The sequence below is a fragment of the Pseudomonas sichuanensis genome (assembly GCF_024749065.1).
GTDB classification, from domain to species: domain Bacteria; phylum Pseudomonadota; class Gammaproteobacteria; order Pseudomonadales; family Pseudomonadaceae; genus Aquipseudomonas; species Aquipseudomonas sichuanensis.
In genome coordinates this window covers 4,277,207-4,303,164 of the sequence record NZ_CP087185.1, presented here as the reverse complement: position 1 = coordinate 4,303,164, position 25,958 = coordinate 4,277,207, and the positions used below count along the sequence as shown (strand labels likewise).

The following is a 25,958-nucleotide window of genomic DNA, read 5'->3' as shown; positions in this document are numbered from 1 at the left end:
TTCAAGGTGACACAGACTATCCGTGTAGCGGACTACATCATGGAGCGCCTGGCGCGTCTGGGCGTGGGGCAGGTCTACTTCCTGCCAGGCGGCGGTGCCATGCACCTCAACGACGCGTTGGGGCGCCACCCTGAACTCGAGCCGGTGCTGTGCCTGCACGAGCAGGCGGCGGCGATTGCCGCTGAAGCCGCCGGCAAGCTCACCGGTGGGCCGGCGGCGTGCATGACCACCTGTGGCCCGGGTGCGACCAATACGGTTACCGCAGTGCTCGGTGCCTGGCTGGACTCGACACCGGTGTTCTTCGTGTCCGGCCAGGTCAAAAGTGCTGACCTCAAAGCCGGCACTGGCCTGCGCATGCTTGGCGTGCAGGAAGCCGACATCGTTTCGATTGTCGAGCCGATTACCAAGGCGGCGGTCACCCTGACCGATCCCGAGGCGGTAGCCGAGGTCTTCGACCAGCTTGAACATGCCGCGCTCAGCGGCCGTCGTGGCCCGGTATGGCTGGATGTACCGCTGGACGTGCAGGCCGCCCGGATTGACCCGGCGACCTTGCGCCGGGCGCAGTTGCCTGCGGCCAGCGAGCAAGCGGACATCAGTGCGGCGGTTGCGCAAACCCTGAGTTTGCTGCGCCAAGCCAAACGCCCAGGCATCATCGCCGGAAGCGGCATTCGCATGGCAGGTGCGGTTGACGCATTCAACCAGTTGATCGAAGCCGCAGGCGTACCGGTCATGCCGACCTGGCTGGCCATGGACATCATCGAAGACGAGCATCCACTTTACGGTGGCCGTCCCGGCTCCATTGCACCGCGCTGGGCCAACTTTGCGCTGCAGAACTGCGACCTGCTGATTGTCCTTGGCTCGCGCCTGGACATGGCGTTGACCGCTTACAACCATGCTCACTTCGCGCCCTATGCGAAGAAAGTCGTGGTGGATATCGACCCTGCGGAAATCGCCAAGCTGCAGATGCCCATCGAGGTCTCGGTAGTCTCCGACGTCAAACCCTTCATCGAATCCTTGGCTGCGCAAATCGGCCGTGATCGCCTGCCGTCCTACGCCGACTGGCTGGCGCGCATCGCGCAGTGGCGCGAACAGTACCCGCTGCTGCAGAGCGAGCACGCCGACGACAGCCAGGGCGTGAGCATGTACTACTTCACTGACCAGCTGTCCTCGCTGCTCAATGAAGGTGACGTGATCGCGCCGGGCAGTTCGGGCTTCGCTTCCGAATTGTTCCTGCTCAATCTGCGCCTCAAGAAGGGCCAGCGTTGCTTCCACAACCGTGGCACGGGCTCGATGGGCTTCGGCATTCCGTCGGCAATCGGCGCGTGCCTGGCCTCTGGGCGCCAGCCGACCGTCTGTGTTGAGGGTGACGGTGGCTTGCAGTTGAACATCCAGGAGCTGGCGACCCTGGCCGCGCACAAGCTGCCGGTCAAATGCTTTGTCATCAACAATCAGGGCTATGCCTCGATTCGTGCATCGCAAAGTGCGCACTTCAACCTGCTGGTCGGTGCCGATGCCACCAGCGGCCTGCAACTGCCGGACCTGGCCCAGCTGACCAGTGCGTATGGCGTGGGTTACGCGCGCATCGAGTCGCATGCCAACCTGCAGGCCAACCTGCAGGCTGTGCTGGAGCGCGATGGTCCGGTGATCATCGAGGTGCTGGTCCAGGTCGAAGAGCCACGGATTCCGCGGGTCATGACTCGCATGGATGAAAATGGCAAGCCGGTAACCGGTGCCCTGGAAGACCTGTATCCGTTCCTCAGCCGCGAAGAGCTGGCGCAGCAGATGGCCGTTTCGCTGGATGCCGGGGCATGAAAGTGTGGCTCAAGCGCCGCTTGACCGGGTTGTGCTACGGCTACCTGCGTAGCCAGCGCGATTGGGCGCATGAAAAATCGCCGCGGGTGCGTCATGCCCGCGTGCTGCCCATGGCCAGCCACGCGCCCTGGGTCAATGACAGCGCATTTCTGAACACGTACGAGAGCGTGCGTCAGCACACGCTGGTCGACATCATGCGCTTGTACGAGCTGTGGACGCTGGCGCGTCAGCTTGAGCGCGTCGAGGGTGATTTCCTCGAGGTTGGCGTGTGGCGCGGTGGCTCGGGGTGCTTGCTGGCAACGGCCGGTCAGCGTGAGGGGCGCAGGGTGTTCCTGGCTGATACGTTCACTGGCGTAGTCAAGGCCGGGGCGCGCGACACCCAGTACAGCGGCGGCGAGCATGCCGACACCGATGTTGATCTGGTCCTGGAGTTGGCCAAGCGTTGCCAAGTGCAAGACAGCGTGCGCGTGCTGGTCGGCATGTTCCCAGAGCGCAATGCCGAGCAGGTCAGTGACAGGCTGGCGTTACTGCATATCGATGTGGACGTTTTCGAGTCCGCCCGCGATGTATTGCTTTGGGCTGCCCCCAGGCTTGTGCGCGGCGCCGTGGTGGTGTTCGACGATTACGGGTTCTACGGCTGCGAAGGGGTAACGCGCATGGTCGATGAGTTCGTCGCGCAGAACAGCGGGTATCGCTTCCTGCATAACCTCAACGGGCATGCCGTGCTGATCAAGGTAGCGGATCATGGCGAATGAGTTCGGCTACGACCACCTGCTGATCTACGGGGGCAGGCTCGCCGGGCGGCGTGTACGGGACTACCTGGCCGCTCGTGGGCAGCGCGTGGATGCTTTTCTCGATCGCGATGAAAGCCTGGGTGAAGTGGACGGTGTGCCGGTCTTCAGCGCTCAGGGCTGGGCTGCCAGGCATGACCCGGCCAAAGCCTGTGTGTTGATCGGTGTATTCAACGCCCATGTGGATACCAAGACCATTTTCGATGATCTGGAGGCGTTGGGGTTTGGCCGTCTGGTCAGCCTGGTCGAGTTCGTACGCCTTTATCCAGAAGACCAGCCATTTCGTTACTGGCTGGTTGCCCCCGCATTCTATGAACAGCATGCACCGCGTATTGCAGCGTTGCGCGCTGCGCTTGAGGATGAAGCCAGCAAGCAGTTGTTGGACGCAATAGTCGAGTACCGCACCCTGGGTGATCCGCGTTGCCTTCCTGCGGTTACCGGCCAGCAGTATTTCCCGGCAGACCTGCCGCGCTTGCCGGAACCACTGCGATTTATCGATTGCGGTGCCTACGTCGGCGACACGGTTGAGGAATTGCTGGCTGCCGGGTTCGCCTTCAGCAGCCTTGCGACATTCGAACCGGATCTGGATAACTACCGCCAGCTGACGGCGCAGCTTGGCAAGGTGCCGGGCGCGATCCACTTTCCTTGCGGCGTGTCCGACAGCAACCGCTTGAGCGGATATGACCCCAGCCTGGGGGCGGGTGGTCACCTGGTCGAGTCTGGCGGCAATCCGGTGTGCTGTGTGCGCCTGGATGATGCCTTGCCGGGATTTGCGCCGAACTTCCTCAAGATGGATATCGAAGGCGAAGAGCCGGCAGCGCTACGCGGCGCGCAGGCGCTGCTGCGTGCACATCGCCCGCACCTGGCCATCAGCATCTACCACCGTGCGGAGCACCTCTGGGAAATAGCCGAGCAGTTGCAAGGCTATGAGTTGGGCTACCGCTTCTACCTGCGCTGTCACTCGCCCAGTACCTTTGATGCAGTGCTCTACGCGGTACCTGGAAAACCGTGAGCAGCATCTCTGCTTTTTCATCAGCGAAATGCCTGGCGGTCGCTTTGCAAGGAAATTGGACGTGCGGTCAATGAATAAACCTTCGACGATAGACGAGCCAGTCGTTATCTACGGTGGCGGTCAGATAGGTGTTGGTTTTTGCCGGCGCTTGATGCAAAGCGGCGTGAATGTGCGCGCCATCATCGATCGCAACCCGCAAGGCGTAACGAATGCGCCGGTCCCGGTGATGACGGTGGAGGCGTGCATTCAAAGCACTGGCAATGCGCTGGTGTTCGTGGCGATAGGCAATGGCCTTGCCCACCCGGCCATTGCACGTGCCTTGCACAGCGTCGGCTACGACAGGGTATTGCACCTGCCCGTGTTTCTTCGTGGGGAAAGGGCGGCGGCCATGACGCAGGCATGGAACGCATTTTATTCGGGTGATTATGCAGTGCCGTTCTGCAGTTTTGACGAACTGTATACCGTACGTGCCGGCGACTACCTGTTGAGCGCGTTTTCAGATTATGTGACTGCCATCGTGCACAAGGACTATGTCTACACCGTAAGGCGATCCTACGAAGGCATCGAGCACGATTACGCTGATTACTTCAAATGGCAAGGCCAGGAGCAGGACGTTATCGACAAGGCGACCAATGTCCGGCTGGATGATCCGGCGGTCAAGGCGCTACTGCCTTGTGATGAACTGTTTACCCAAGAGCAATTGGACTTCTATCGCGCGAAAACCTTCTTCGATATGGGGCACTATTATCGCGAGGCTGCGTCGGTTGCGGTGTTTGATGGCGCCTTGCATCGCTTCAATATCCTCGATGGCTCTCATCGTGCTTTCTATCTGGAGCGTCAGGGCTTCGATGGCATTCCGCTGAAAATGAAGCGAGCGGAGTGGGACGCTTATTTCAGAGAGCACCAGGCGCAGGCGCTGATGGATTACTGCAGGCAGTTGCAGTCGCTCCCGGCTGTGGTCAAGCATCCGGCGTTCATGTCATTCCCGGTACTCGAGCGTGAGCCAGACGCTGAGTTCCTGCGCCTGCTCGAAGGGGTATGCCCGCTATGATGCTGACGTCTGATACGCCGGTAGTTCTGTACGGTGCCGCCCATCGTGGAACGATGGTCTCGCGCTACCTGAAGGGGCGCTGCAATGTTATCGGCTTTATTGACAAGCGTGCTGCCGAGATAACCCATCACGAGGGGGTGCCGGTCAGCCGTGTCGCCGATGCAGACAAGACGGCACTCGTTATCGTCTGCGTAAACAATATTTTCGAGCACGAAAGCATTGCACTGAGTTTGGCGGCAGAGGGGTTCGAGCGGGTTGTCTTTTGCCCGGTAAACGGCTCCAACATGGCTTGGCGATCCGCTGAAGAGCGGGCGCAGATGGCAAGTGTTCACAACGCCATCATCGACGAGCAACTGACCTTGCCCGTCGAAGTTCCCGCTTTGCATGGGCTGTTTCGTCCGGAGTACAAGGATGATGCGCTGATCAGTGCCGACGACGCTGAGGTGCTGGCGTGGATACCCGCCTGGTTGGTCTGTGCACGGCGAAACGGCAATGGGCTGTTCAAGGACAGCCCGGTGTTTACCCTGTTCCCCTACCTGGAGCTGTTCAAGTGGTTCGATGGCGAGGCTGACGCAACCCCGAACCATTACATGGACCTCTACTGTCGCAACGCGGCTGATCAATTCGGCATCGCGCAGACAGACGCGTGGGTGGAAAACGTGCTTAGAAGCCGTAGGCAGGTGTATGAGCGCATGCGGCAAACCGAGTCGGTCGATCCCTTGTTCTTCGTGAATCATGCGGTCAACGCGGATTGGAACAGTGATGAAAGCCACTTCAACATGGACAGCGGCAAGCACCGTGCGGCTTTCCTGATCCATCGCAAGCGCTCACTGGTTCCGCTCAAACTGGCTAATGCGGACTATGAGGCTTACCTCAATCGGCCTGCGTTGAAAGCACTGATCGATTGTATGCTGCGTTCCAACATCACCGAGCTGCCTTATCCGGTGATGCATTCGTACTTTCTGAGAGTTCCCTATCGGGCAGACAGCGCTTTTTATGAGACGTTGCTCAAGTCATGCCGCGCCCTCGTGCTGAAAAATTTCAGTGAGACCGGCAGGGTTAGCCTCAGCGGCGTTCGACTGCGGGCAGAAAGCGCTGATCTTGAGCCATTGGCACAAGCGTTTGCCGTGCTGGGGTGTTCAGTTCAGCACGGTTATCAAGAAAGCGAGTTTGACCGAGCTGTCAGGGATTTGTATCGCATTTCCGACCGCTTCGCACGGTCGGGCGATGTGCCGGATGCGTGTGATTTTGTACTGGATGAGTGGGTGGCTCGATAATGCGTGCGCAACTAATTGATGTGTGTGCGAAGCCTGATTTGCAGCAGCAGGTGGACGATGTCATTGAGCGAATGGAGCGGCACTGTCCAGTGCGCATTTTGTGCTACTCGCTGATGGGCTCCATTCCTCTTGGTATGGGCAATGCTTCGTCTGATTATGATTTGCTGGCATTTTACCAGCCACTGAAGGCCATAAGCTCAGATCAGTACGACGTCATCAATAATAAAACCCCTCTGCTGGGGGCGGCGCATATTGCCGGGCAGGTGAATTTGCTGCTGGCTGATAGTGAGTTGTGTTCGTTGAAATTTGTGGATATGCCTGAGGCGGTTTTCGCTCAGGACTATCCTCATCACCTGAACTCACTGACAGTTCATGATCGTGCGTTTGATGTTTCTGTGGTGCCTGGTAACACCTCACCCAAGGTGGCCTCGATTTTTTCCGATATGTTTTATTACGGTGGCGGTGTGCTGACCGATCGGCTGGGTACCGTTCGAGATAATTTTTCGGAGATGAAGCACTTTCTGCGCGTCTATGATTTTTGCAAACGCCGGTTTGTAACAACGTATGGACGGCTTCAGTACTACCTTGTCGAGCCAGGCAATGTCAGGCTGCGTACCTATTTGCAAAGCATCAACGATATATTGGCGATTGAGTATGCGCTCGATCGTCTCGATGTGCCGCCGGCTGATGTTTCGGTGATGTTGAATTATCTTGATGATGCGCAGGTGCTGGATATTGCCCGGCGCTATGTCGAGATTAACAGTAGCGCCACGATTGCAAAGGAAAAGCTACTGCTCGATCCAAACCCGATCTTGAATCAATGGATTGCCGAGAGGCTGGAGCGTATAAGGCCGCGCTTGGTGGATTTGTACCCGCAACGCGCCCATGCACTTTTCAACGTCGTTATTGATTGACAAGGGCGAGCGCATTTTTTCAGGTGCTTGGTTTGATTTTTGTTGCAGGATGGCAGCCCCTGGCCGTTCTGATCTGTTAGGCAGGTAATAAGATGAATGCTGGCTTGTCCTTGTGCGGTGCCGATTTTTCCAAGATGCAGAAAGGTGGCATCTATTCCTTCGCACTTGCGTCAGGCCAGCGTGTGCCGGTTTGCTGGTCGGATGCGCTTCTGCGTGATGCTCAAGACCATATCGTGGTCAGGCAGCCATCAAGGCTGCAGGCTCTATCGCGCCTTGATGACTACCCCAATATCAAGCGCTTGCTGGACTCGCAGGCCGGCCTGGCCGATTTGGCGGCGTTCAAGCGCCAGGCACGCGACTGGCTGAATGAGGGGTTCTATATCTTTGGCGCCTTCAAGGTCGGTTTGCGCTTGGCACGTCACGCGCAATTGCTGAATCTTGAGGTCAAAGGATTTATCGACAATGACCGCGCCAAGGACGGAGGTTCATTGGAAGGGCTTTCGATCTCTCATCCTTCCAGTCTTTCACTTGAGAACGCCGTCGTCGTTATTGCCAGTGGCCGGCATGGCAACGCCATTTCCAGGCAATTGAGCCAGGTGCCGGGGATTCGCCTGGTCAACATGCATGAGTTTCTGTACGCACTTGATGGCCCGGGGCCGGGCTTGGGTAGCGAGCAATTTTCAAGTTTTGTCGAAGCGCCGTTGCGTGACCCTTGGCGCTTCATCTCTGCGTTCCTGTGCCTGGACGATGAGCCGTCACGCCAGGTTTTTGATGCGTTGATCGGCATGCGAATTCGCCTGTCGATCGCCTGTGCAGAACAGGCCAAGTCGCCTTGGGATGAAGAGTATTTCGACAAGGCATTTGTACGGCCAGAACAAGCGGCGCGCTTTGTCGACGCCGGTGCAGCAGCGGGCGATACCCTGCATCGCCTGGAGAAACATTTTGGGCCGGTCGAGCAGGCTTGGCTGTTCGAGCCCGAATTACCGGCGTACTACGAAGCGCTCAAGAGTGTCGCCAATCGCCCTGATGTCTGGCTGTTCAACATGGGGCTGGACGAAGTACCCAGCCGAGCTGTCTATCAGCCTGAGTTGACCTATGACATTGCCGGCGAGTTGAGCAGTGATGTGCCCGCAAACATCACCTCTTTCATTCAGGGCGTGCCGCTGGATGCCGTGGTGCCGGGCAAAGTTGGCTTGTTCAAGCTCGACATCGAGGGCATGGAAGCCTCTGCCTTGCGGGGGGCGCGTACGATCATCGAGCGCGACAAGCCCGTGTTGGCTGTCTGTGCCTACCATCGTTACGACGATTATTGGTGCTTGATGGATGAAGTGCAGTCCATCCGCGGTGACTACAGAGTGGGCATTCGTTTATACGCGGACATCCTGGAAGACATCACCTTGTATTTCTATTAGGGCAGTGGGCTGCGGCGGCATTCCCATCCCTCGTTTCAGATATCCATGAGTCCCTGACGCCCATGCCTAGTTTCTCCTTGCATTCACCCATTATCAGCAGCGCGTTGCAGGCCATTCCCTCCACCTTGGGTTTGCACAAGGCGCTGGCTGGGCAGCATGTGTTGGTCACCGGCGGTACAGGCTTTTTTGGCTTGTGGTTGTTGGGGTTGTTTCAACAACTGAACCAGCAAGGCGCAGGGGTGACGGTCACGGTTCTGTCACGCAACCCATCGCGTTTTCTCGATGCACAGCCCGGTTACCGTGATTGCGCCTGGCTGCATTGGGTCAGTGGTGACGTGCGTGAGCTTCAGGCCGTTCCGGGGCAGCCTGTGAGCCTGATTATTCATGCGGCAACCGAAACGTCCTCGGCGGCTCATGGCAAGCCGTTGGAAATCTTCGACACCATCGTCACCGGCGCGCGCCGGGTATTCGACTTGGCGGTGCGTACTCAGGCCCGTGTGCTCCTGACCGGCTCGGGTGCACAGTATGGGGCTTTGCGGGCAGGGGCAGATCAGGGCGCCGGGATCGCCGAAGGCTTCGCTGGCGCTTGTGCCAGCAACAGCGCAGGGAGCGCCTATGCCGAAGGTAAACGGGCACAGGAAACCTTGGGCGCGATTTATGCACAGACTCACGGCATTGACGTAATCATGGCGCGTTGCTTTGCCTTTTCCGGGCCAGGCCTGCCGCTCGATGGCCATTTTGCCATTGGCAACTTTGTTCGTGATGCCCTGTGTGCGGATCAGGTCGTGATCCGCTCTTGTGGCACCGCAGTCCGCAGTTACTTGCACGGCGCAGATTTGGCCGCCTGGCTGCTGGCGTTGCTGGTGAGCGGCAAAGCCGGCGAAGCCTACAACGTGGGTTCCGATCAGGCGATCAGCATTGCGGATCTGGCACATCGCGTGGTCGCGCGAGTGGCACCAGGAAAACAGGTGTTGATCATGGGGCGTACCGAGGGTACGGCTCCTTCGTTTTATGTACCGGATATCAGCCAGGCCCGCGGGGTGGGGCTGGATGTCTGGACCACCCTGGATCAGTCGATCGACAGCATGGCTGTCTGGGCGAAATCCATGGGTTATGGCATTTGAATTTCAATGAGGCTGCGTGTGAGCGAGGCCGTGACAGAGGGGATGCGTGATGGATTGGGCCTCAATTGCAGGCGGTAGTTGCCAGGGTGCGCCTTGGCGAGTGGGTATCGCCGGGGTTCAGCTGGGGCAGGAGCAAAAGGCATTCCTCATCAGCGATGAGCAATGGCAGAAGCTGCAGGCCCTGTTTCCTCTCGGCCCGTTGCAGGCCTATGGCAACGGCAACGGCCTTGTCTTCGAACGAATCGCTGCATCGGACGTCGCCGGTCACCATGACAGTGTGCTGCTGATCGAGCTGGCTTATGCAGGCACGGGGGAGCTGACTTTATCCTCAGGTACGCGTCGCTATCTGATGCGGCTAGAGAGCTCGGTGGATGACGCGCAGTTGTGCGAGCAGTTCGACAGAGTCTTTTTACCTGCCAAAGAGGCTTTCACAGGCCAGCACCTGGTGCGACTCAATCAGCCGCTGGAACTGCCGCTTGCTGAATTGGACCCGCGCCCCGCTTTCAAAGGCAAGGCCTGTGTGCTTGGGCGCGACGATATCGAGTTGCAGCGGGCGCACTTCGCGCTTTGCGATCATGAGCCCGAATTAGCTGATTGGTTGTCCCCTCAGTGGCAGTCTTGCCTGTTGTCGGGCACCGTGCCTGTGCATACCGCAGCCACTTCGCTGCCAGAGTGGTTCCCGCGTGATTGCTATGTAGACGGCAGTGTATTTAGCAATAGAGCAGACTTGTTCGCCTTCCTTGATGGCATGGCATGGGCGGAATACGAGGCACTGGCGAGTCGCCTGCGCTCGTTTCTCATGCAGGGCAGTGCTCGGCCGGATGAGCGAATTTATCCTTACACCGTCGATTTCTGGATCAATGCGCTGACGTCGGGCATTGCGCTGGACGCCTCTGAGGTGCGTGGTGTTGCGCCGTTGCTGAGCGTCGTTATTCCGGCCTACAACTATGGTCGGTATTTGGGGCAGGCGGTACGGTCCGTATTGGATCAGGGTGTCGAGGGCATTGAAGTCCTGGTTGTGGACAATGCCTCGACGGACAACACGCAATCGGTCATGGCCGAGTTTTCGTCTGATACGCGGGTGCGCTATATGCGCAACCGACGAAATTTCGGGGCCGGCAACAGTTCTCAGAATGGCTTTTGGGTCGCCAAGGGCAAATACATAGTCTTGTTCATGGCCGACGATTATATGAATCCCGGTCATGTCATGCGCCTGCTCCCTATTCTGGAAAGCAATGCGAAGCATGCCCTGGGTTACAGCCCAATCTGTTGGGTTGATGAGCAGGGCGATCCTGTAGAAGGGCCTAGCCACCCCGGCCATCGCAGTGAAGATTACAGTGGCGGGCGTAATGAGGTTGCGGACCTTCTGATTTACGACAGCTATATCACCCCCTCTGCGGCGATCATTCGCCGGGACGCCTTTTTCAAGGCGTGGCGCCGTGATGTCAGAATTCGTGGGTCGGGTGACTGGCAGCTCATGGTCCAGCTTGGGGAGTTGTTCCCTGACTTCGTTTTCACCACCGTGCCGGGTGTGAGCTATCGCGTTCATGCGGCGCAGCACTCCCATGAGTTCTATGTTTCCTCGGCGCCGCTGGAAGGGCATACCTGTATTCTCGAGGGCGTATTCGAACGTGGCAACGAGGGGCACCTGAAAGGCTATGAGCGTGAGGTTGCTGCGCATCTCAAGCGCAGGCTGACGCTTTATCCGCACGAGCAGGGTACTGCGTTGGGCAAGCGGGTGCGGCAGCTGTGCGGGCGTCTGGAAGCCCTGGCTGAAGACGCTGAGCGAGCGATGTTCTCCATCATTGTCACCACCTTCAACCGTCCCGAACTGCTCAGGGATGCGCTGAACAGCATTGGCCGGCAGTCCTTCAAGGACTTCGAAGTCATCCTGGTCAATGACAACGGCACCCCGGTCGAATCGCTGCTGGCTGAGTACGATTTCCCTGTCACCTATATCCGCCAAGGCCGTAACCGCGGCCCAGCCGCTGCCCGCAATAGCGCCTTGCGACTAGCTCGTGGCCGGTATGTCGTCTATCTGGACGATGACGACCTGTATCTGCCTGACCACCTTGAAACATTGGCTACAGCCCTGGCTGAGCACCCCGACACCGTGGTTTATACGGATGCAGTGTTCGTTGAGGAAACGATAGCGGCGGGCAAGCGCAGCGAGGTGGCGCGTGAGCAACGCTATCCCCACGAGGCGTACTCCAGGGAGCGTTTGCTGGTTAACAACTACATCCCGGTCAACACCTTTGCCTGCCCACGTGCGCTTGCCCTTGCGGTGGGTGACTTCGACGAATCGCTGGCAGGTTTGGAGGATTGGGAATTCCTCATGCGTTTGAGCGCTCGCAGCGCATTCCACCATATTCATTGCGAGACAGTGGAAGTGCGCATGCGCCGGGATGTCAGTGCACCTGCACGGCGTTCGGAACAGGCAGTCAAAGATTACCCCGCGCTTTACCGCGAGTTGTATGCACGCCATTGCGACTATGGCAGCGAAGCAATCAAGCGCGGGCGCCAGCAAATGCTCGAGCATCTGGGTGGAAAGCCCAAGGCAGCGACACTGCAGGACTGGCTGGACGAACGCGTTCCGGATGCCATGCAGAGCCGTCTGATCGAACAGCGTCTGCAAGCGCATCAGGGCGGTCCGGTGATCGGCGTCATCGTGCTGGACGCTGATGGCCGCATGGATGCATTGAATGCCTCCGTGCAAAGCTTGAGTCGCGATAACTGCCTCTATGCCACAGTGAAAATCATCGCGTTGACAGCAGGGGAGGCGCCCTCGACCGGGCTGCAGAACGAACTGCATTGCTTGCGACTGACTGATGCCAGCCTGAGCGACCAGCTCAACCAGGTGGTTCAGGCAGGTGAGTTCGACTGGTTCATGCTGGTAGAGGCGGGGAGTGAGTTCACTGCGAGCGGCTTGCTGATTGCCGCGCTTGATCTGTTGGCAGCGCCAGGTTGCCGGGCAGTTTACGGTGATGAAGCGCTGCGTGCCGGTGGCGCGGAAATTGGCGCTGCGCTGCGTCCTGATCTGAACCTTGATCTGCTGCTCAGTCTGCCGGCGAGCATGTCGCGCCACTGGCTGTTCAACCGCCAGGTGTGGCTCAAGATGGGTGGCTTCCGCCAGGAGGCGGGCCAGGCTATCGAACTGGATTACATCCTGCGCCTGATCGAGTCGGCCGGTTTCGAGGGGCTGGGGCATATCAGCGAACCGTTGTTGATCAGCAATGCCCCGTCGCTGCGCGACTGCCCGGATGAGCGCGGGGTGATCCTGCGTCATTTGCATGCGCGCGGTTTTGCCCAGGCTCGCGTCGAATCTCGTTTGCCCGGGCGTTATGACCTCGACTACGGCGCCTCCAGCGACGCATCGGTCAGCATCCTGATCCTGCTCCAGGGCAACAGCCCGGAGCGGGCGCAGCGTTGCATGGAAACCATTCTGGAGAAGAGCACCCATCGCAACCACGAGGTGCTTCTGCTGGCGTCGAACAATGCCGGCCCTGCGGTGAACAGCTGGCTCGACGGTGTTGCCCAGCTCGGTGTCGATACCATTCGTTGCATGCGTTTCCCTGCCGGGATGGCACCGGTGCGCATGCGCAACCAGGCCGCCGCGCAGGCACGTGGTGACTTCCTGCTGTGGCTGGACGAAGGCGCTGCCGTACTCGATAGCGATTGGTTGCAGCAGATGCTCAACCACGGCATGCGCCAAGAAGTCGGCGTAGTGGGGGCCAAGCTGGTAGCGGGGGAGGCAACCATCAGCCATGCCGGTTTCGTGCTCGGCCTGAACGGCCCGGTTGGTGAAGCCTTTGCCGGTCAGCCGATGGATGCCCCCGGTTACATGCAGCGCCTGCAGATCGACCAGAACTATGTGGCGGTGAGTGGCAAGTGCCTGCTGGTGAACAAAGGCCTGTTCCAGGAGCTGGGCGGTTTCGACGAGACGCCTGAGCTGCAGCGTTGGACCGATGTCGACCTGTGCCTGCGTTTGCACCGTGCCGGCTACCTGAACGTCTGGACGCCGCGTGTGCAGATGCTGCTCAGTGAGGACGCCGCAACGCCGGCCAGCACCGAGGAAGAAGACGCCTTGTATGCACGCTGGCTGCCTGCACTGGCGCGAGATCCGTTCTACAACCCGAACTTCTCGCTGTCGTGCGCCAATGGCTTCGGCCTGGAGTGCGCCGAGCTGAGCTGGCGACCGTTGTCGTCCTGGAAGCCGCTGCCGACAATCCTGGCCCATGCGGCGGATGAGGGCGGGTGTGGCAATTACCGGGTGATCCAGCCGCTCGCTGCGCTCAAGCGCGAGGGGCTGGCCGAGGGGCAGCTGTCCTGGGCTCACCTGACGCCAGCTGAGCTTGAGCGTTACCAGCCGGACAGCATCGTGCTGCAGCGCCAGATCGGCGACCAGCAGATTGAGCACATGCGCCGGATGCACGCGTTTTCACGGGCGTTCAAGGTCTTCGAGCTGGACGACTATTTGCCTAACCTGCCGCTGAAGAGCGTGCACAGGGCGGACATGCCCAAGGATATTTTGCGCGCCCTGCGCCGTGGCCTGGCGTATGTGGACCGCTTCGTCGTCTCTACGCAGCCGCTGGCCGAGGCCTTCGCTGGTCTGCATGGTGATATCCGGGTGGTGCACAACACCTTGGATGGCCGTTTCTGGAAAGGCCTCGAAGCTCAGCGCCGGCAGTCGCGCAAGCCGCGTGTCGGCTGGGCGGGTGGGGCGAGCCACTCCGGTGACCTGGAAGTGATCGCCGACGTAGTCAAGGAATTGGCCAACGAGGTGGAGTGGGTGTTCTTCGGCATGTGCCCGGACAAGCTGCGGCCCTATATCCATGAGTTCCACGAGGGTGTTTCGCTTGAGAATTACCCGCAGACGCTGGCCAGAATGAATCTGGACCTGGCCCTGGCGCCCGTGGAGCAGAACCTGTTCAACGAGTGCAAGAGCAACCTGCGCCTGCTGGAGTACGGCGCCTGCGGTTTCCCGGTGATCGCCAGCGACCTGCGTTGCTACCAGGGATACAACGACCTGCCGGTGACCTTGGTGAAGAACCGTTTCCGTAGCTGGGTTGAGGCCATCCGCATGCACATCAGCGATCTTGACGCCACGGCCAAGGCGGGCGATGCACTGCGCAATGCAGTGCTGAGTGGCTGGATGCTCGAAGGCGATAACCTGAGCAATTGGCACAAGGCCTGGCTGCCGGACTGAGCCCGGCTTGAGGCCCTCGCGCTTTACGGCGAGGGCCTGGCGGTGAGCCTGTTCCGGCCTCTTCGCGGGTAAATCGCATCGGCGCACCGCCGCTTCCACAAGGACAACGCAGTACTCACATGTGGGAGCGGGTTTACCCGCGAAGAGGCCGGCGCAGTCTCCGCAAATCCCTATCTCCGGCACGGCTATTGCTTTACCGCTGGCAACATACCGTTTTTATGACGGTTAGCCACGCGAGAGAGCACGATGCCCCAGGCCGCCCAAGTAACCCGAGCCCCCGATCAGCAGGGGCGGACCCCGGTCGAGCAGGACAGCCGCCAGGGTATCGAGCAAGCCTTTGCCCTGTTCAATCAGGTGTCCAGCCAGCTCAGCCAGTCCTACAGCATGCTTGAAGCCCGGGTCAGCGAACTCAAGGGCGAACTGGCCGTGGTCAGCGCCCAGCGCATCGATGAACTCAGTGAAAAGGAACGCCTGGCCAACCGCCTGCAGAACTTGCTGGACCTGTTGCCCGGCGGGGTGATCGTGATCGATGGCCAGGGCCTGGTGCGCGATGCCAACCCGGCCGCCTGCGAGCTGCTCGGCGAGCCGCTGATCGGCCAGTTGTGGCGCCAGGTGATCGCCCGCAGCTTTGCCCCGCGCAAGGACGACGGCCATGAAGTCTCGCTGCGCGACGGCCGCCGCCTGTCGATTGCTACCCGTTCGCTGGATGCCGAACCCGGCCAGTTGGTGCTGCTCAATGACCTGACTGAAACCCGTCGCCTGCAAGATCAGCTGGCTCGCCACGAACGCCTGTCGTCACTGGGGCGCATGGTCGCCTCGCTGGCCCATCAGATTCGTACGCCGCTGTCGGCGGCCATGCTTTACGCCAGCCACCTGGCCGATAGCGAGCAAGACCTCAGCGCGCAAACCCGCCAGCGCTTCGCGGGCAGCCTGAAGGAGCGGCTGCACGAGTTGGAGCACCAGGTGCGCGACATGCTGGTGTTCGCCCGTGGCGAACTGCCGCTGGGTGACAGGGTCACGCCAAAAGCGCTGTTCCAGGCCCTGCAGCAGGCGGCCCAGGTCCATGTACAAGGGCATGCTGTGCGCTGGCAGTGCGACAGTCACCTGGGTGAGTTGCTGTGCAACCGCGATACCCTGGTCGGCGCCTTGCTCAACCTGATCGAAAACGCCCTGCAGGCCAGCCAGGAGCCGGCGCGTCTGAAGGTGCATCTGTACCGTCGCGAGCAGTCGCTGCACTTGTGCGTCAGTGATGCAGGCTGCGGTATCGACGCCGAGTTGCTGACGCGCCTGGGTGAGCCGTTCCTGACCACCAAAGCCGCTGGCACCGGGCTCGGCCTGGCGGTGGTCAAGGCCGTGGTGCGTGCCCATCAGGGGCGTTTGCAACTGCGTTCGAAGGTGGGCCGTGGCACCTGCGTGCGGGTGGAGCTGCCGTTGATCGACGGGCAACTGGCGGAGGCCTTGTGATGGCAATCAAGGTGCTGCTGGTCGAGGATGATCGCGTCCTGCGACAGGCGCTGTGCGACACCCTGGAAATCGGCGGCTTCGCCTACCAGGCCGTGGGCAGTGGCGAAGAAGCGTTGGAGGCGGTGCTCAAAGAGGTGTTCAGCCTGGTTGTCAGCGATGTGAACATGCCGGGTATGGACGGGCACCAGTTGTTGGCCAGGCTGCGCCGCCAGCAACCACAGCTGCCCGTGTTGCTGATGACTGCGCACGCTGCCGTGGAGCGGGCCGTCGAAGCGATGCGCCAGGGCGCTGCCGATTACCTGGTCAAGCCGTTCGAGCCCAAGGCGTTGCTCACCCTGGTCGAGCGCCATGCTGCCGGGCGTGTGGCTGATGATGAGGGCCCGGTGGCCTGCGAGCTGGCCAGCCGACAGTTGCTGGAGCTGGCGGCGCGGGTTGCGCGCAGCGACTCGACCGTGCTGATCTCGGGCGAGTCCGGCACTGGCAAGGAAGTGCTGGCACGCTACATCCACCGGCAGTCGCCACGGGCACAGGCGCCGTTCGTGGCGATCAACTGCGCGGCCATCCCCGACAACATGCTCGAGGCCACGCTGTTCGGTCATGAAAAGGGCGCCTTCACCGGCGCCATCGCTGCCCAGGCCGGAAAGTTCGAGCAGGCCGAAGGCGGCACCTTGCTGCTGGATGAAGTTTCGGAAATGCCGCTGGGGCTGCAGGCCAAGCTGCTGCGCGTGTTGCAGGAGCGCGAGGTCGAACGCGTTGGCGGGCGCAAGCCCATCGCCCTGGATATCCGCATTCTCGCCACGACCAACCGTGATCTGGCAGGGGAAGTGGCGGCGGGGCGCTTCCGCGAAGACCTCTACTATCGCCTGTCGGTATTCCCCATGGCCTGGCAGGCCCTGCGCGAGCGCCCAGCCGATATCGTGCCGCTGGCCGAGCGCCTGCTGGCGCGCCATGCCCGCAAGATGTGCCATGCCCAGGTGCGCTTGTCCGCCCAGGCGCAGGCTAGCCTGCAGGCCTATGCCTGGCCGGGTAACGTGCGTGAGCTGGACAACGCGATTCAGCGCGCACTGATTCTGCAGCAGGGCGGCGTGATCGAGGCGGCGGATTTCTGTCTGGCTGGCGCCATTCCGTTGTCGCCTTCGAATGAGGCCACTATTGCGCCATCATGCCTGGATTCAGGCGCCGAGGCGGGTGGACTGGAGGGCGACATGCGCCGTCACGAATTCCAGATGATCATCGACACCTTGCGCGCCGAGCGCGGGCGTCGCAAGGAGGCCGCCGAACGTCTGGGCATCAGCCCGCGTACGCTGCGCTACAAGCTGGCGCAGATGCGTGACGCCGGGTTCGATGTCGAGGCCAGCCTGTTCGGCTGAAGCGTTGTTTTGAATCGTTTGCGGGCTGGCTGGCACTGCTCTTGCTAGTTTCAGCCCATTCGCTGCATGAGTGTCAAAAAAATGCGGCCGCCGGAGAGAGAAGTCCATGACCCAAGGTGTTGAATTCAATCGTCTGATGCTGGACATGCGCGCCATGCAGGCCGATGCCATGTCCATGCCCAAAGCGGCTGCCGCCCCTGAGCTGGCGCCTGGGCAAAGCAGTTTTGCCGACATGCTCGGCCAGGCCATTGGCAAGGTGAGCGAGACCCAGCAGGCCTCCACTCAACTGTCCAACGCCTTCGAAATCGGCAAGAGCGGCGTCGACCTGACCGATGTGATGATCGCCTCGCAGAAGGCCTCCGTGTCGTTCCAGGCGCTGACCCAAGTGCGTAACAAGCTGGTGCAAGCGTACCAGGACATCATGCAGATGCCGGTTTAAGGCGAGAGTTGATTCATGGCCGAAGCAGTCGTCGATAACGCCCCCGCAAAAAGCGGCCCGCCAGCAGCCAAGCCGCCGCTGTTCGGCCTGTCGTTCCTGGAAAACATCTCGCAGATGCCCATGCTGCGTCAGATCGGCCTGCTGGTCGGCCTGGCCGCCAGCGTGGCCATCGGCTTCGCCGTGGTGCTTTGGTCGCAGCAGCCGGACTACCGGCCGCTGTACGGCAGCCTGGCGGGCATGGACACCAAGCAGGTCATGGACACCCTGGCCTCTGCCGATATCCCCTACACCGTGGAGCCGAATTCCGGCGCGCTGTTGGTCAAGGCCGACGATCTCTCCCGTGCGCGCCTGAAGCTTGCCGCCGCCGGCGTAGCGCCAAGCGACGGCAACGTCGGCTTCGAGCTGCTCGACAAGGACCAGGGCCTGGGTACCAGCCAGTTCATGGAGGCCACCCGCTACCGCCGTGGCCTTGAAGGCGAACTGGCGCGCACCGTGTCCAGCCTCAACAACGTCAAGGCTGCCCGCGTGCACCTGGCCATCCCGAAAAGCTCGGTGTTCGTGCGTGACGAGCGCAAGCCAAGCGCTTCGGTGCTGGTCGAACTGTATCCGGGGCGCGCCCTGGAGGCCGGCCAGGTAATGGCCATCGTCAACCTGGTGGCCACCAGCGTTCCGGAACTGGACAAGTCCCAGGTGACCGTGGTCGACCAGAAGGGCAACCTGCTCTCCGACCAGTTGCAGGACACCGCGCTGACCATGGCCGGCAAGCAGTTCGACTACAGCCGCCGCATGGAAGGCATGCTCACCCAGCGCGTGCACAACATCCTGCTGCCGGTACTGGGCAACGACCGCTACAAGGCCGAAGTGTCGGCCGACATCGACTTCAGCGCCGTCGAGTCCACCTCCGAGCAGTTCAACCCTGATCAACCAGCGCTGCGCAGCGAGCAATCGGTCAACGAACAGCGCGCCAGCAGCCAGGGCCCGCAAGGCGTGCCGGGTGCGCTGAGCAACCAGCCGCCGGCCGGAGCCAGCGCGCCTGAGAATGCCAAAACTGCTGCAACCCCCGCCGGTGCCGTCCAACCCGGGCAGCCGCTGGTGGACTCCAACGGCCAGCAGATCATGGACCCGGCCACCGGCCAGCCGATGCTGGCGCCGTACCCGTCCGACAAGCGCCAACAGTCGACCAAGAACTTCGAGCTGGACCGTTCCATCAGCCACACCCGTCAGCAGCAGGGTCGCCTGACCCGCCTGTCGGTGGCGGTGGTGGTGGACGACCAGGCCAAGATCGACGCCGCCAGCGGCGAGATGACCCGCACGCCCTGGGGCGCTGAAGACCTGGCGCGCTTCACCCGCCTGGTGCAGGACGCGGTGGGCTTCGATGCCAGCCGTGGCGACAGCGTCACCGTGATCAACGTGCCGTTCGCCGCCGACCGTGGCGACGAACTGGTCGACATTCCGTTCTACTCGCAGCCCTGGTTCTGGGACATCGTCAAGCAGGTGCTGGGCGTGGTGTTCATCCTGATCCTGGTGTTCGGCGTGCTGCGTCCGGTGCTCAACAACATTACCGGTGGCGGCAAGCAGGCTGCCACAGACAGCGACATGGAGCTGGGCGGTATGATCGGTCTGGATGGCGAACTGGCCAACGACCGCGTCAGCCTGGGTGGCCCGACAAGCATTCTGTTGCCGAGCCCGAGCGAGGGTTACGAGGCACAGCTCAACGCAATCAAAGGCCTGGTGGCCGAAGACCCGGGCCGTGTGGCCCAGGTCGTGAAAGAGTGGATCAACGCCGATGAGTGACAACCGAGCCGTTACCGCCAAGCTGAGCCGCGTCGACAAGGCGGCCATCCTCCTGCTGTCGCTCGGCGAGACCGACGCCGCACAGGTCCTGCGCCACATGGGGCCAAAGGAAGTGCAGCGGGTCGGTGTGGCCATGGCGCAAATGGGCAATGTGCACCGCGAGCAGGTCGAGCAGGTGATGAGCGAGTTCGTCGAGATCGTCGGCGACCAGACCAGCCTGGGCGTGGGCTCCGACGGCTACATTCGCAAGATGCTCAACCAGGCACTGGGTGAGGACAAGGCCAACGGCCTGATCGACCGCATCCTGCTCGGTGGCAACACCAGCGGCCTGGACAGCCTCAAGTGGATGGAGCCGCGAGCCGTGGCCGACGTCATCCGCTTCGAGCACCCGCAGATCCAGGCCATCGTGGTCGCCTACCTCGACCCCGACCAGGCCGGCGAGGTGCTGAGCAACTTCGACCACAAGGTGCGCCTCGACATCGTCCTGCGCGTATCGTCGCTCAACACCGTACAGCCTGCGGCGCTCAAAGAGCTCAACCAGATTCTCGAGAAGCAGTTCTCTGGCAACTCCAACGCTGCCCGCACCACCTTGGGCGGCATCAAGCGTGCCGCCGACATCATGAACTTCCTCGACAGTTCGGTGGAAGGTGCGCTGATGGATGCGATCCGCGAGATCGACAGCGACCTGTCGGAGCAGATCGAAGACCTGATGTTCGTCTTCAACAACCTGGCCGATGTCGACGACCGGGGTATCCAGGCGCTGTTGCGCGAGGTGTCCTCGGATGTGCTGGTGGTATCGCTCAAGGGCGCCGACGAGCGGGTCAAGGACAAGGTGTTCAAGAACATGTCCAAGCGCGCCTCGGAACTGCTGCGCGACGACCTGGAGGCCAAAGGGCCGGTACGGGTCAGCGACGTGGAGACCGCGCAGAAGGAAATCCTCACCATCGCCCGACGCATGGCCGAGGCCGGCGAGATCGTGCTTGGCGGCAAGGGTGCCGAGGAAATGATTTAAGTCTCAAGTTGCGAGCCTCAAGCTGCAAGCGCAGGCGGGCGTACGTCTCTGCCTTTTCTTGCAGCTTGCAGCTTGAAGCTTGTCGCTCGACCCCATTTCATCTGTAGGCGTTGCCATGTCCACCACCGAACACCCCAGCGAACTGATCCGCGCCCGCGACCTCGAGGGCGTCGACGTCTGGGCGCTGCCCAGCTTCGATCCTGAGCCCGAACCCGAGCCTGAGCCCGAACCGGAAGTCATCGAGGAAGAAGTCGAGGAAGTGCCGCTGGAGGAAGTCCAGCCGCTCACTCTCGAAGAGCTCGAGGCCATCCGCCAGGAGGCCTACAACGAAGGCTTCGCCACCGGCGAGCGCGAAGGCTTCCACAGCACCCAGCTCAAGGTTCGCCAGGAAGCCGAAGTGGCCCTGGCCGCCAAGCTGGCCAGCCTGGAACAGGTCATGCTGCACCTGCTCGACCCGATCGCCGATCAGGACACCCAGATCGAAAAAGGCCTGGTGCAACTGGTCGCGAACATTACCCGCCAGGTCATCGGCCGTGAATTGCGCAGTGATTCCAGCCAGGTCACCCATGTCCTGCGTGAGGCCCTCAAGCTGTTGCCGATGGGCGCCGACAACATCCGTATCCACCTCAACCCCCAGGACTTCGAACTGGCCAAGGCCCTGCGCGAGCGCCACGAAGAAAACTGGAAGCTGCTGGAAGACGAGGCCCTGCTGCCTGGCGGCTGCCGCATCGAAACGGCGCACAGCCGCATCGATGCAACCATGGAAACGCGGATCGAGAAGGCCGTGGCGCAGTTGTTCGACCAGTCCCATGACCAGTTCCTGCACCCGGCGGCGCCGGACATCGCGGTCGAACTGGATATGTCGGCGGGTGGCAACGATGCGCCTTGATCGCACCAGCTTCGGCAAGCGCCTGGCCGGTTACAACGATGCGGTGCGGTTGCCCGACCAGCCGGTGGTCGAAGGCCGCCTGCTGCGTATGGTCGGCCTGACGCTCGAGGCGGAAGGCTTGCGCGCCGCCGTCGGTAGCCGCTGCCTGGTGATCAACGACGACAGCTATCACCCGGTGCGGGTGGAGGCTGAAGTCATGGGCTTTGCCGGTAGCAAGGTGTTCCTGATGCCGGTTGGCAGCATCGTCGGCCTCGCCCCCGGCGCGCGCGTGGTGCCGCTGGACGACGGCGGCCGCCTGCCCATGGGCATGAGCATGCTCGGGCGGGTGCTCGACGGCGCCGGGCGGGCGCTGGACGGCAAAGGCGGCATGAAGGCCGAAGACTGGGTGCCGATGGACGGGCCGGTGATCAACCCGCTCAATCGCGACCCCATCAGCCGGCCGCTGGATGTCGGCATTCGCAGTATCAATGGCCTGCTCACCGTCGGCCGCGGCCAGCGCCTGGGGCTGTTCGCCGGTACCGGTGTGGGTAAGTCGGTGCTGCTGGGGATGATGACCCGCTTCACCGAGGCCGAGATCATCGTGGTCGGGCTGATTGGTGAGCGGGGCCGCGAGGTGAAGGAGTTCATCGAGCACATCCTCGGCGAGGAGGGGCTCAAGCGCTCGGTGGTGGTGGCCTCGCCAGCGGACGATGCGCCCTTGATGCGTCTGCGCGCGGCGATGTACTGCACGCGTATCGCCGAGTACTTCCGCGACAAGGGCAAGAACGTCCTGCTGTTGATGGACTCGCTGACCCGTTTTGCCCAGGCGCAGCGCGAAATCGCCCTGGCCATCGGCGAGCCGCCGGCCACCCGTGGTTATCCGCCTTCGGTGTTCGCCAAGCTGCCCAAGCTGGTGGAGCGTGCCGGTAATGGCGAGGCCGGCGGTGGTTCGATCACCGCGTTCTACACCGTGCTCTCCGAAGGTGACGACCAGCAGGACCCGATCGCCGACTCCGCGCGCGGTGTGCTCGACGGCCACTTTGTGCTGTCCCGGCGCCTGGCCGAGGAAGGTCACTATCCGGCCATCGACATCGAAGCTTCGATCAGCCGGGTCATGCCCCAGGTGGTCGACGCCGATCACCTGCGTCAGGCGCAGAAATTCAAGCAGTTGTGGTCGCGCCTGTCGCAGAGCCGTGACCTGATCAGCGTGGGGGCCTATGTCGCCGGTGGCGATCCGGAGACGGACCTGGCCATTGCGCTGCAGCCCAAACTGGTGGACTTCCTGCGCCAGGGCCTGCAGGAAAACGTCGGCATGGCGCAGAGCCGCGACCAGCTGGGCGCGATCTTCGTGCCGCCGGCAGGCTGATAGGCCATGGCTCAGCCCGGTCGAGCAGCGCGCCTGGCGCCCGTCGTGGATATGGCCGAGGAGGCCGAGCGCAAGGCTGCCCAGCGCCTGGGGCATTTCCAGCAGCAAGTGGTGCAGGCGCAGGCCAGGCTCGATGAGCTGGCGCAGTTTCGTGAGGGCTATCAGGCGCAGTGGATAACCCGGGGCGGGCAGGGGGTGGACGGCAACTGGCTGCTCAATTACCAGCGCTTTCTCGGCCAGCTGGAAACCGCCATGACCCAGCAGCGCCAGAGCCTGAATTGGCACCAGAACAACCTCAACAACGCCCGCAACATCTGGCAGCAGGCCTATGCGCGGGTCGAAGGGCTGCGCAAGTTGGTCCAGCGCTATATCGATGAGGCCCGTCGGGCGGAAGATAAGCGCGAACAGCGGTTGCTCGACGAGCTGTCCCAGCGCCTGCCGCGGCACGGGCCGCTTTAGCTGCAGGCTTCAAGCGCCATTGCCGGCCAGAGCCAGGCCCTGCGCGCCACGCTCTTTGTGGTTTGCAGCATGGGGCTGTGGCTGCTAAACCTTCAGGAGCCGCATTCGCCATCATCGAAGGAATCGCTCGCATGGCAGTCGAAACCGATTTTTCACAGGAAGGGAAAAAGCTGACGATCAAGGTCAAGGGTCGCTTCGATTTCGGTAAGCATCAGGAATTCAGGGATGCTTACGAGCGTCAGCGCCTGCGACCGGAGACAGTGGTCGTCGACTTGAAGGATGCCACCTATCTGGACAGTTCGGCGTTGGGCATGCTGCTGTTGCTGCGTGACCACGTGGGCGGGGACGACTCGGATATCCGAGTCGTCCATGCCAGCCCGGATGTGCGCAAGATTCTGGCCATCTCCAACTTCGACAAGCTGTTCGATATCGGTTGAGCGCGGCCATGCCTGCCGCACAGGCGTTGACCGTACTGGTCGCCGAGGACGGTGCCGCTGATCGCATGCTGCTGGCGCAGATCGTGCGGCGCCAGGGGCATGAGGTGTTCACCGCCGAAAACGGTGAGCAGGCCGTGGCGCTGTTTGCCGAGCGCCGGCCGCAACTGGTATTGCTCGATGCCTTGATGCCGGTGATGGATGGCTTCGAGGCCGCGCGCCAGATCAAGGCACTGGCCGGTGAGGCACTGGTGCCGATCATCTTCCTGACCTCGCTCAACGAGGAGCAGGCGTTGGTGCGCTGCCTGGAAGCCGGCGGCGACGATTTCATGGCAAAGCCCTACAGCGCGGTGATCCTTGCCGCCAAGATACGTGCGATGGACCGCCTGCGTCGCCTGCAGGCCACGGTCCTGGCGCAGCGTGACGAAATAGCCCGGCATCACCATTACCTGCTCAACGAGCAGCGTGTGGCCAAGGCTGTGTTCGACAAGGTCGCCCATTCCGGTTGCCTCAGTGCATCGAACATCCGTTACCTGCAGTCTCCCTACGCGCTGTTCAATGGCGACCTGTTGCTGGCGGCGTTCACCCCGTCCGGCGACATGCATGTGCTGCTGGGCGACTTCACCGGCCATGGCCTGCCGGCGGCGGTCGGCGCCATGCCCCTGGCGGAGGTGTTCTACGGCATGAGCGCCAAGGGCTACGGGCTGGTCGAGACGCTGCGGGAAATGAACGCCAAGCTCAAGCGTATCCTGCCGGTGGACATGTTCTGTTGTGCGCTGCTGCTAAACCTGAGTTTTCAGCGCGGTACCGTGGAAGTGTGGAATGGCGGCATGCCCGATGGCTACCAGCTGTCCGCCCGGGGCGAGGTGCTGGCGGTGCTGCCTTCACAGCATCTGCCGCTGGGGATCCTTGCCCCGGAGAAATTCGACGACAGCACCCAGGTGATGCCCTTGGCCGTTGGCGAACGCTTGTTGTTGCTGTCCGATGGCGTGGTCGACAGTGGTGACGGGCAGGAGCGCCTGTTCGGCGTGCAGCGGCTGCTCGAGGTGTTGGCGGCCAATCGGCAGCCGGCACACTTGCTCGATGAGGTCATGGGCGCGCTGCAGGCCTTCGGCGGGCAGTCGCGGGATGACATCAGCCTGTGCGACATTCGCATGCTGGCGCCAGACCAGGCTGTGCCGCAGGCCATGGTCTATTCGGATAGCGGGCGCTCGAGCCCGCTGGAATGGTCGTTGAACTTCGAGTTGCGCGGTGAAAGCCTGAGGCGCTTCAACCCGGTGCCTTACCTGGTGCAGCTCTTGCTGGAAATCCACGGCCTGAGGCCGAGCAGCGGCAAGCTGCACAGCGTGCTCAGCGAGTTGTACTCCAACGCGCTGGAGCACGGTGTGCTGGGGCTCGACTCGCGGCTCAAGTGCGACTCGCAGGGTTTTGCCGAGTACTATCGCCAGCGCAGTCAGCGCTTGGCCGAACAGTTGCAGGGTTTCGTCGGTATCAGCCTGCGGGTGGAACCGCGCAGTGAAGGTGGTCGTCTGATGATCGAGGTCCGCGACAGTGGCGCAGGGTTCGATGTGGCCAAAGTGCTTGCCCGTTCACCGCACGAGCAGGGCTTGAGTGGCCGTGGTCTGGGCCTGGTGACCCGCCTGGGGCACCGCGCCCGGTGGCTGGAAGGCGGGCGATTGGCGCGGGTGGAGTTCGATTGGTGAGCCCGGGATTCTCCCGGGCTTGGATGCGACAAGGCTTGATCAGGGAGTGAGCAAGTGGTGGACATGCATATCGATCACAAGGTGCTGCGTGACCTGCGTGAGGTCATGGAGGGGGGTTACCTGCAGTTGCTGGAAACCTTCCTTGAAGACTCCGAGCGGCGCCTGAGCCAGTTGCACAAGGCCAAGGATGCCGCCGAGCTGGGCTTGGCGGCGCACAGCTTCAAGGGCAGCAGCAGCAACATGGGGGCTGTCGAGTTGGCGCGGCTTTGCCAGCAACTGGAGGAGCGCGCACGGCAGGTTCCGTTGTATGGCATAGAAGACCTGATCAACCGTATCGACCAGGAGTATCAGGCCGTCGAGCTGTTCTATCGCAGTGAAAGCCAACGTATTTCAACTGACTGAGGGTGTCCTGGCGCGAGTTTTGCGTGTCTTTGCCCATTCGATTTTTTG

General features: G+C 61.7%; 20 protein-coding genes. All 20 read left to right on the top strand.

Annotated elements, in window-relative coordinates:
• Window positions 1-6 precede the first annotated feature (6 nt).
• The 20 genes from LOY51_RS19430 (at window position 7) to LOY51_RS19335 (ending at window position 25,910) form a co-directional block, all read left to right on the top strand.
• Window positions 7-1,812, top strand: a complete 1,806-nt coding sequence (locus tag LOY51_RS19430) for a thiamine pyrophosphate-binding protein (RefSeq protein ID WP_258642663.1) — start codon at window positions 7-9, stop codon at window positions 1,810-1,812.
• A complete protein-coding gene (locus tag LOY51_RS19425; RefSeq protein ID WP_125859527.1) occupies window positions 1,809-2,567 on the top strand; it encodes a TylF/MycF/NovP-related O-methyltransferase in 759 nt (252 codons plus the stop codon). Before LOY51_RS19430 ends, LOY51_RS19425 begins: the two co-directional genes overlap by 4 nt.
• Complete coding sequence (locus LOY51_RS19420) at window positions 2,557-3,615, top strand: FkbM family methyltransferase (RefSeq protein WP_125859526.1); 1,059 nt, start codon at window positions 2,557-2,559, stop codon at window positions 3,613-3,615. Before LOY51_RS19425 ends, LOY51_RS19420 begins: the two co-directional genes overlap by 11 nt.
• 70 nt (window positions 3,616-3,685) lie before the next feature.
• Window positions 3,686-4,666, top strand: coding sequence for a hypothetical protein (locus LOY51_RS19415; RefSeq protein ID WP_190306007.1), 981 nt, complete (start codon window positions 3,686-3,688; stop codon window positions 4,664-4,666).
• A complete protein-coding gene (locus tag LOY51_RS19410; protein ID WP_258642661.1) occupies window positions 4,663-5,943 on the top strand; it encodes a hypothetical protein in 1,281 nt (426 codons plus the stop codon). The genes LOY51_RS19415 and LOY51_RS19410 overlap by 4 nt, the downstream gene beginning before the upstream one ends.
• Window positions 5,943-6,857 carry a hypothetical protein gene (locus LOY51_RS19405; RefSeq protein WP_125859524.1) on the top strand — a complete coding sequence of 305 codons (915 nt, stop codon included), beginning with the start codon at window positions 5,943-5,945 and terminating at the stop codon, window positions 6,855-6,857. The genes LOY51_RS19410 and LOY51_RS19405 overlap by 1 nt, the downstream gene beginning before the upstream one ends.
• A gap of 92 nt (window positions 6,858-6,949) precedes the next feature.
• Window positions 6,950-8,269 carry an FkbM family methyltransferase gene (locus tag LOY51_RS19400; protein WP_258642659.1) on the top strand — a complete coding sequence of 440 codons (1,320 nt, stop codon included), beginning with the start codon at window positions 6,950-6,952 and terminating at the stop codon, window positions 8,267-8,269.
• Window positions 8,270-8,331: 62 nt separating this feature from the next.
• The gene (locus tag LOY51_RS19395; protein WP_258642657.1) at window positions 8,332-9,393 is read left to right on the top strand and encodes an NAD-dependent epimerase/dehydratase family protein; all 1,062 of its coding nucleotides are present in this window, start codon (window positions 8,332-8,334) and stop codon (window positions 9,391-9,393) included.
• A 100-nt stretch (window positions 9,394-9,493) separates the two neighbouring features.
• Window positions 9,494-14,599 carry a glycosyltransferase gene (locus LOY51_RS19390; protein WP_258642655.1) on the top strand — a complete coding sequence of 1,702 codons (5,106 nt, stop codon included), beginning with the start codon at window positions 9,494-9,496 and terminating at the stop codon, window positions 14,597-14,599.
• Window positions 14,600-14,845: 246 nt separating this feature from the next.
• The gene (locus LOY51_RS19385) at window positions 14,846-16,063 is read left to right on the top strand and encodes a sensor histidine kinase (RefSeq protein ID WP_125859521.1); all 1,218 of its coding nucleotides are present in this window, start codon (window positions 14,846-14,848) and stop codon (window positions 16,061-16,063) included.
• Window positions 16,063-17,433, top strand: a complete 1,371-nt coding sequence (locus tag LOY51_RS19380; RefSeq protein ID WP_258642653.1) for a sigma-54-dependent transcriptional regulator — start codon at window positions 16,063-16,065, stop codon at window positions 17,431-17,433. The genes LOY51_RS19385 and LOY51_RS19380 overlap by 1 nt, the downstream gene beginning before the upstream one ends.
• A gap of 106 nt (window positions 17,434-17,539) precedes the next feature.
• Complete coding sequence (gene fliE / locus LOY51_RS19375; protein WP_110991860.1) at window positions 17,540-17,872, top strand: flagellar hook-basal body complex protein FliE; 333 nt, start codon at window positions 17,540-17,542, stop codon at window positions 17,870-17,872.
• A 15-nt stretch (window positions 17,873-17,887) separates the two neighbouring features.
• Entirely contained in the window at window positions 17,888-19,666 is a 1,779-nt protein-coding gene (gene fliF / locus LOY51_RS19370; RefSeq protein WP_125464973.1) for a flagellar basal-body MS-ring/collar protein FliF, read from the top strand.
• Window positions 19,659-20,678, top strand: coding sequence for a flagellar motor switch protein FliG (fliG, locus tag LOY51_RS19365; protein WP_110991858.1), 1,020 nt, complete (start codon window positions 19,659-19,661; stop codon window positions 20,676-20,678). The genes fliF and fliG overlap by 8 nt, the downstream gene beginning before the upstream one ends.
• A gap of 115 nt (window positions 20,679-20,793) precedes the next feature.
• On the top strand, window positions 20,794-21,567 hold the full coding sequence (gene fliH, locus LOY51_RS19360; protein ID WP_125859519.1) for a flagellar assembly protein FliH: 774 nt from the start codon (window positions 20,794-20,796) through the stop codon (window positions 21,565-21,567).
• Window positions 21,557-22,912: a flagellar protein export ATPase FliI gene (gene fliI, locus LOY51_RS19355; protein ID WP_110991856.1), complete on the top strand. Its 1,356-nt coding sequence runs from the start codon at window positions 21,557-21,559 to the stop codon at window positions 22,910-22,912. The genes fliH and fliI overlap by 11 nt, the downstream gene beginning before the upstream one ends.
• Window positions 22,913-22,918: 6 nt before the next feature.
• Complete coding sequence (fliJ, locus tag LOY51_RS19350) at window positions 22,919-23,371, top strand: flagellar export protein FliJ (RefSeq protein ID WP_110991855.1); 453 nt, start codon at window positions 22,919-22,921, stop codon at window positions 23,369-23,371.
• 131 nt (window positions 23,372-23,502) lie between these two features.
• Complete coding sequence (locus LOY51_RS19345) at window positions 23,503-23,808, top strand: STAS domain-containing protein (protein WP_110991854.1); 306 nt, start codon at window positions 23,503-23,505, stop codon at window positions 23,806-23,808.
• 8 nt (window positions 23,809-23,816) lie between these two features.
• On the top strand, window positions 23,817-25,508 hold the full coding sequence (locus tag LOY51_RS19340; protein WP_258642647.1) for an ATP-binding SpoIIE family protein phosphatase: 1,692 nt from the start codon (window positions 23,817-23,819) through the stop codon (window positions 25,506-25,508).
• A 54-nt stretch (window positions 25,509-25,562) separates the two neighbouring features.
• Window positions 25,563-25,910, top strand: a complete 348-nt coding sequence (locus LOY51_RS19335) for an Hpt domain-containing protein (protein ID WP_110991852.1) — start codon at window positions 25,563-25,565, stop codon at window positions 25,908-25,910.
• The last annotated feature ends 48 nt before the right edge of the window (window positions 25,911-25,958 follow it).

Excerpts from the sequence above, each read along its gene's own strand:
- LOY51_RS19400 (WP_258642659.1), top strand. The coding sequence starts at position 6,950 with ATGAATGCTGGCTTGTCCTTGTGCGGTGCCGATTTTTCCAAGATGCAG.
- LOY51_RS19420 (WP_125859526.1), top strand. The coding sequence starts at position 2,557 with ATGGCGAATGAGTTCGGCTACGACCACCTGCTGATCTACGGGGGCAGG.
- LOY51_RS19415 (WP_190306007.1), top strand. The coding sequence starts at position 3,686 with ATGAATAAACCTTCGACGATAGACGAGCCAGTCGTTATCTACGGTGGC.
- fliE (WP_110991860.1), top strand. The coding sequence starts at position 17,540 with ATGACCCAAGGTGTTGAATTCAATCGTCTGATGCTGGACATGCGCGCC.
- LOY51_RS19340 (WP_258642647.1), top strand. The coding sequence starts at position 23,817 with ATGCCTGCCGCACAGGCGTTGACCGTACTGGTCGCCGAGGACGGTGCC.
- fliH (WP_125859519.1), top strand. The coding sequence starts at position 20,794 with ATGTCCACCACCGAACACCCCAGCGAACTGATCCGCGCCCGCGACCTC.
- LOY51_RS19425 (WP_125859527.1), top strand. The coding sequence starts at position 1,809 with ATGAAAGTGTGGCTCAAGCGCCGCTTGACCGGGTTGTGCTACGGCTAC.
- fliJ (WP_110991855.1), top strand. The coding sequence starts at position 22,919 with ATGGCTCAGCCCGGTCGAGCAGCGCGCCTGGCGCCCGTCGTGGATATG.
- LOY51_RS19395 (WP_258642657.1), top strand. The coding sequence starts at position 8,332 with ATGCCTAGTTTCTCCTTGCATTCACCCATTATCAGCAGCGCGTTGCAG.
- fliG (WP_110991858.1), top strand. The coding sequence starts at position 19,659 with ATGAGTGACAACCGAGCCGTTACCGCCAAGCTGAGCCGCGTCGACAAG.
- LOY51_RS19410 (WP_258642661.1), top strand. The coding sequence starts at position 4,663 with ATGATGCTGACGTCTGATACGCCGGTAGTTCTGTACGGTGCCGCCCAT.
- LOY51_RS19345 (WP_110991854.1), top strand. The coding sequence starts at position 23,503 with ATGGCAGTCGAAACCGATTTTTCACAGGAAGGGAAAAAGCTGACGATC.
- LOY51_RS19385 (WP_125859521.1), top strand. The coding sequence starts at position 14,846 with ATGCCCCAGGCCGCCCAAGTAACCCGAGCCCCCGATCAGCAGGGGCGG.
- fliF (WP_125464973.1), top strand. The coding sequence starts at position 17,888 with ATGGCCGAAGCAGTCGTCGATAACGCCCCCGCAAAAAGCGGCCCGCCA.
- LOY51_RS19380 (WP_258642653.1), top strand. The coding sequence starts at position 16,063 with ATGGCAATCAAGGTGCTGCTGGTCGAGGATGATCGCGTCCTGCGACAG.
- fliI (WP_110991856.1), top strand. The coding sequence starts at position 21,557 with ATGCGCCTTGATCGCACCAGCTTCGGCAAGCGCCTGGCCGGTTACAAC.
- LOY51_RS19405 (WP_125859524.1), top strand. The coding sequence starts at position 5,943 with ATGCGTGCGCAACTAATTGATGTGTGTGCGAAGCCTGATTTGCAGCAG.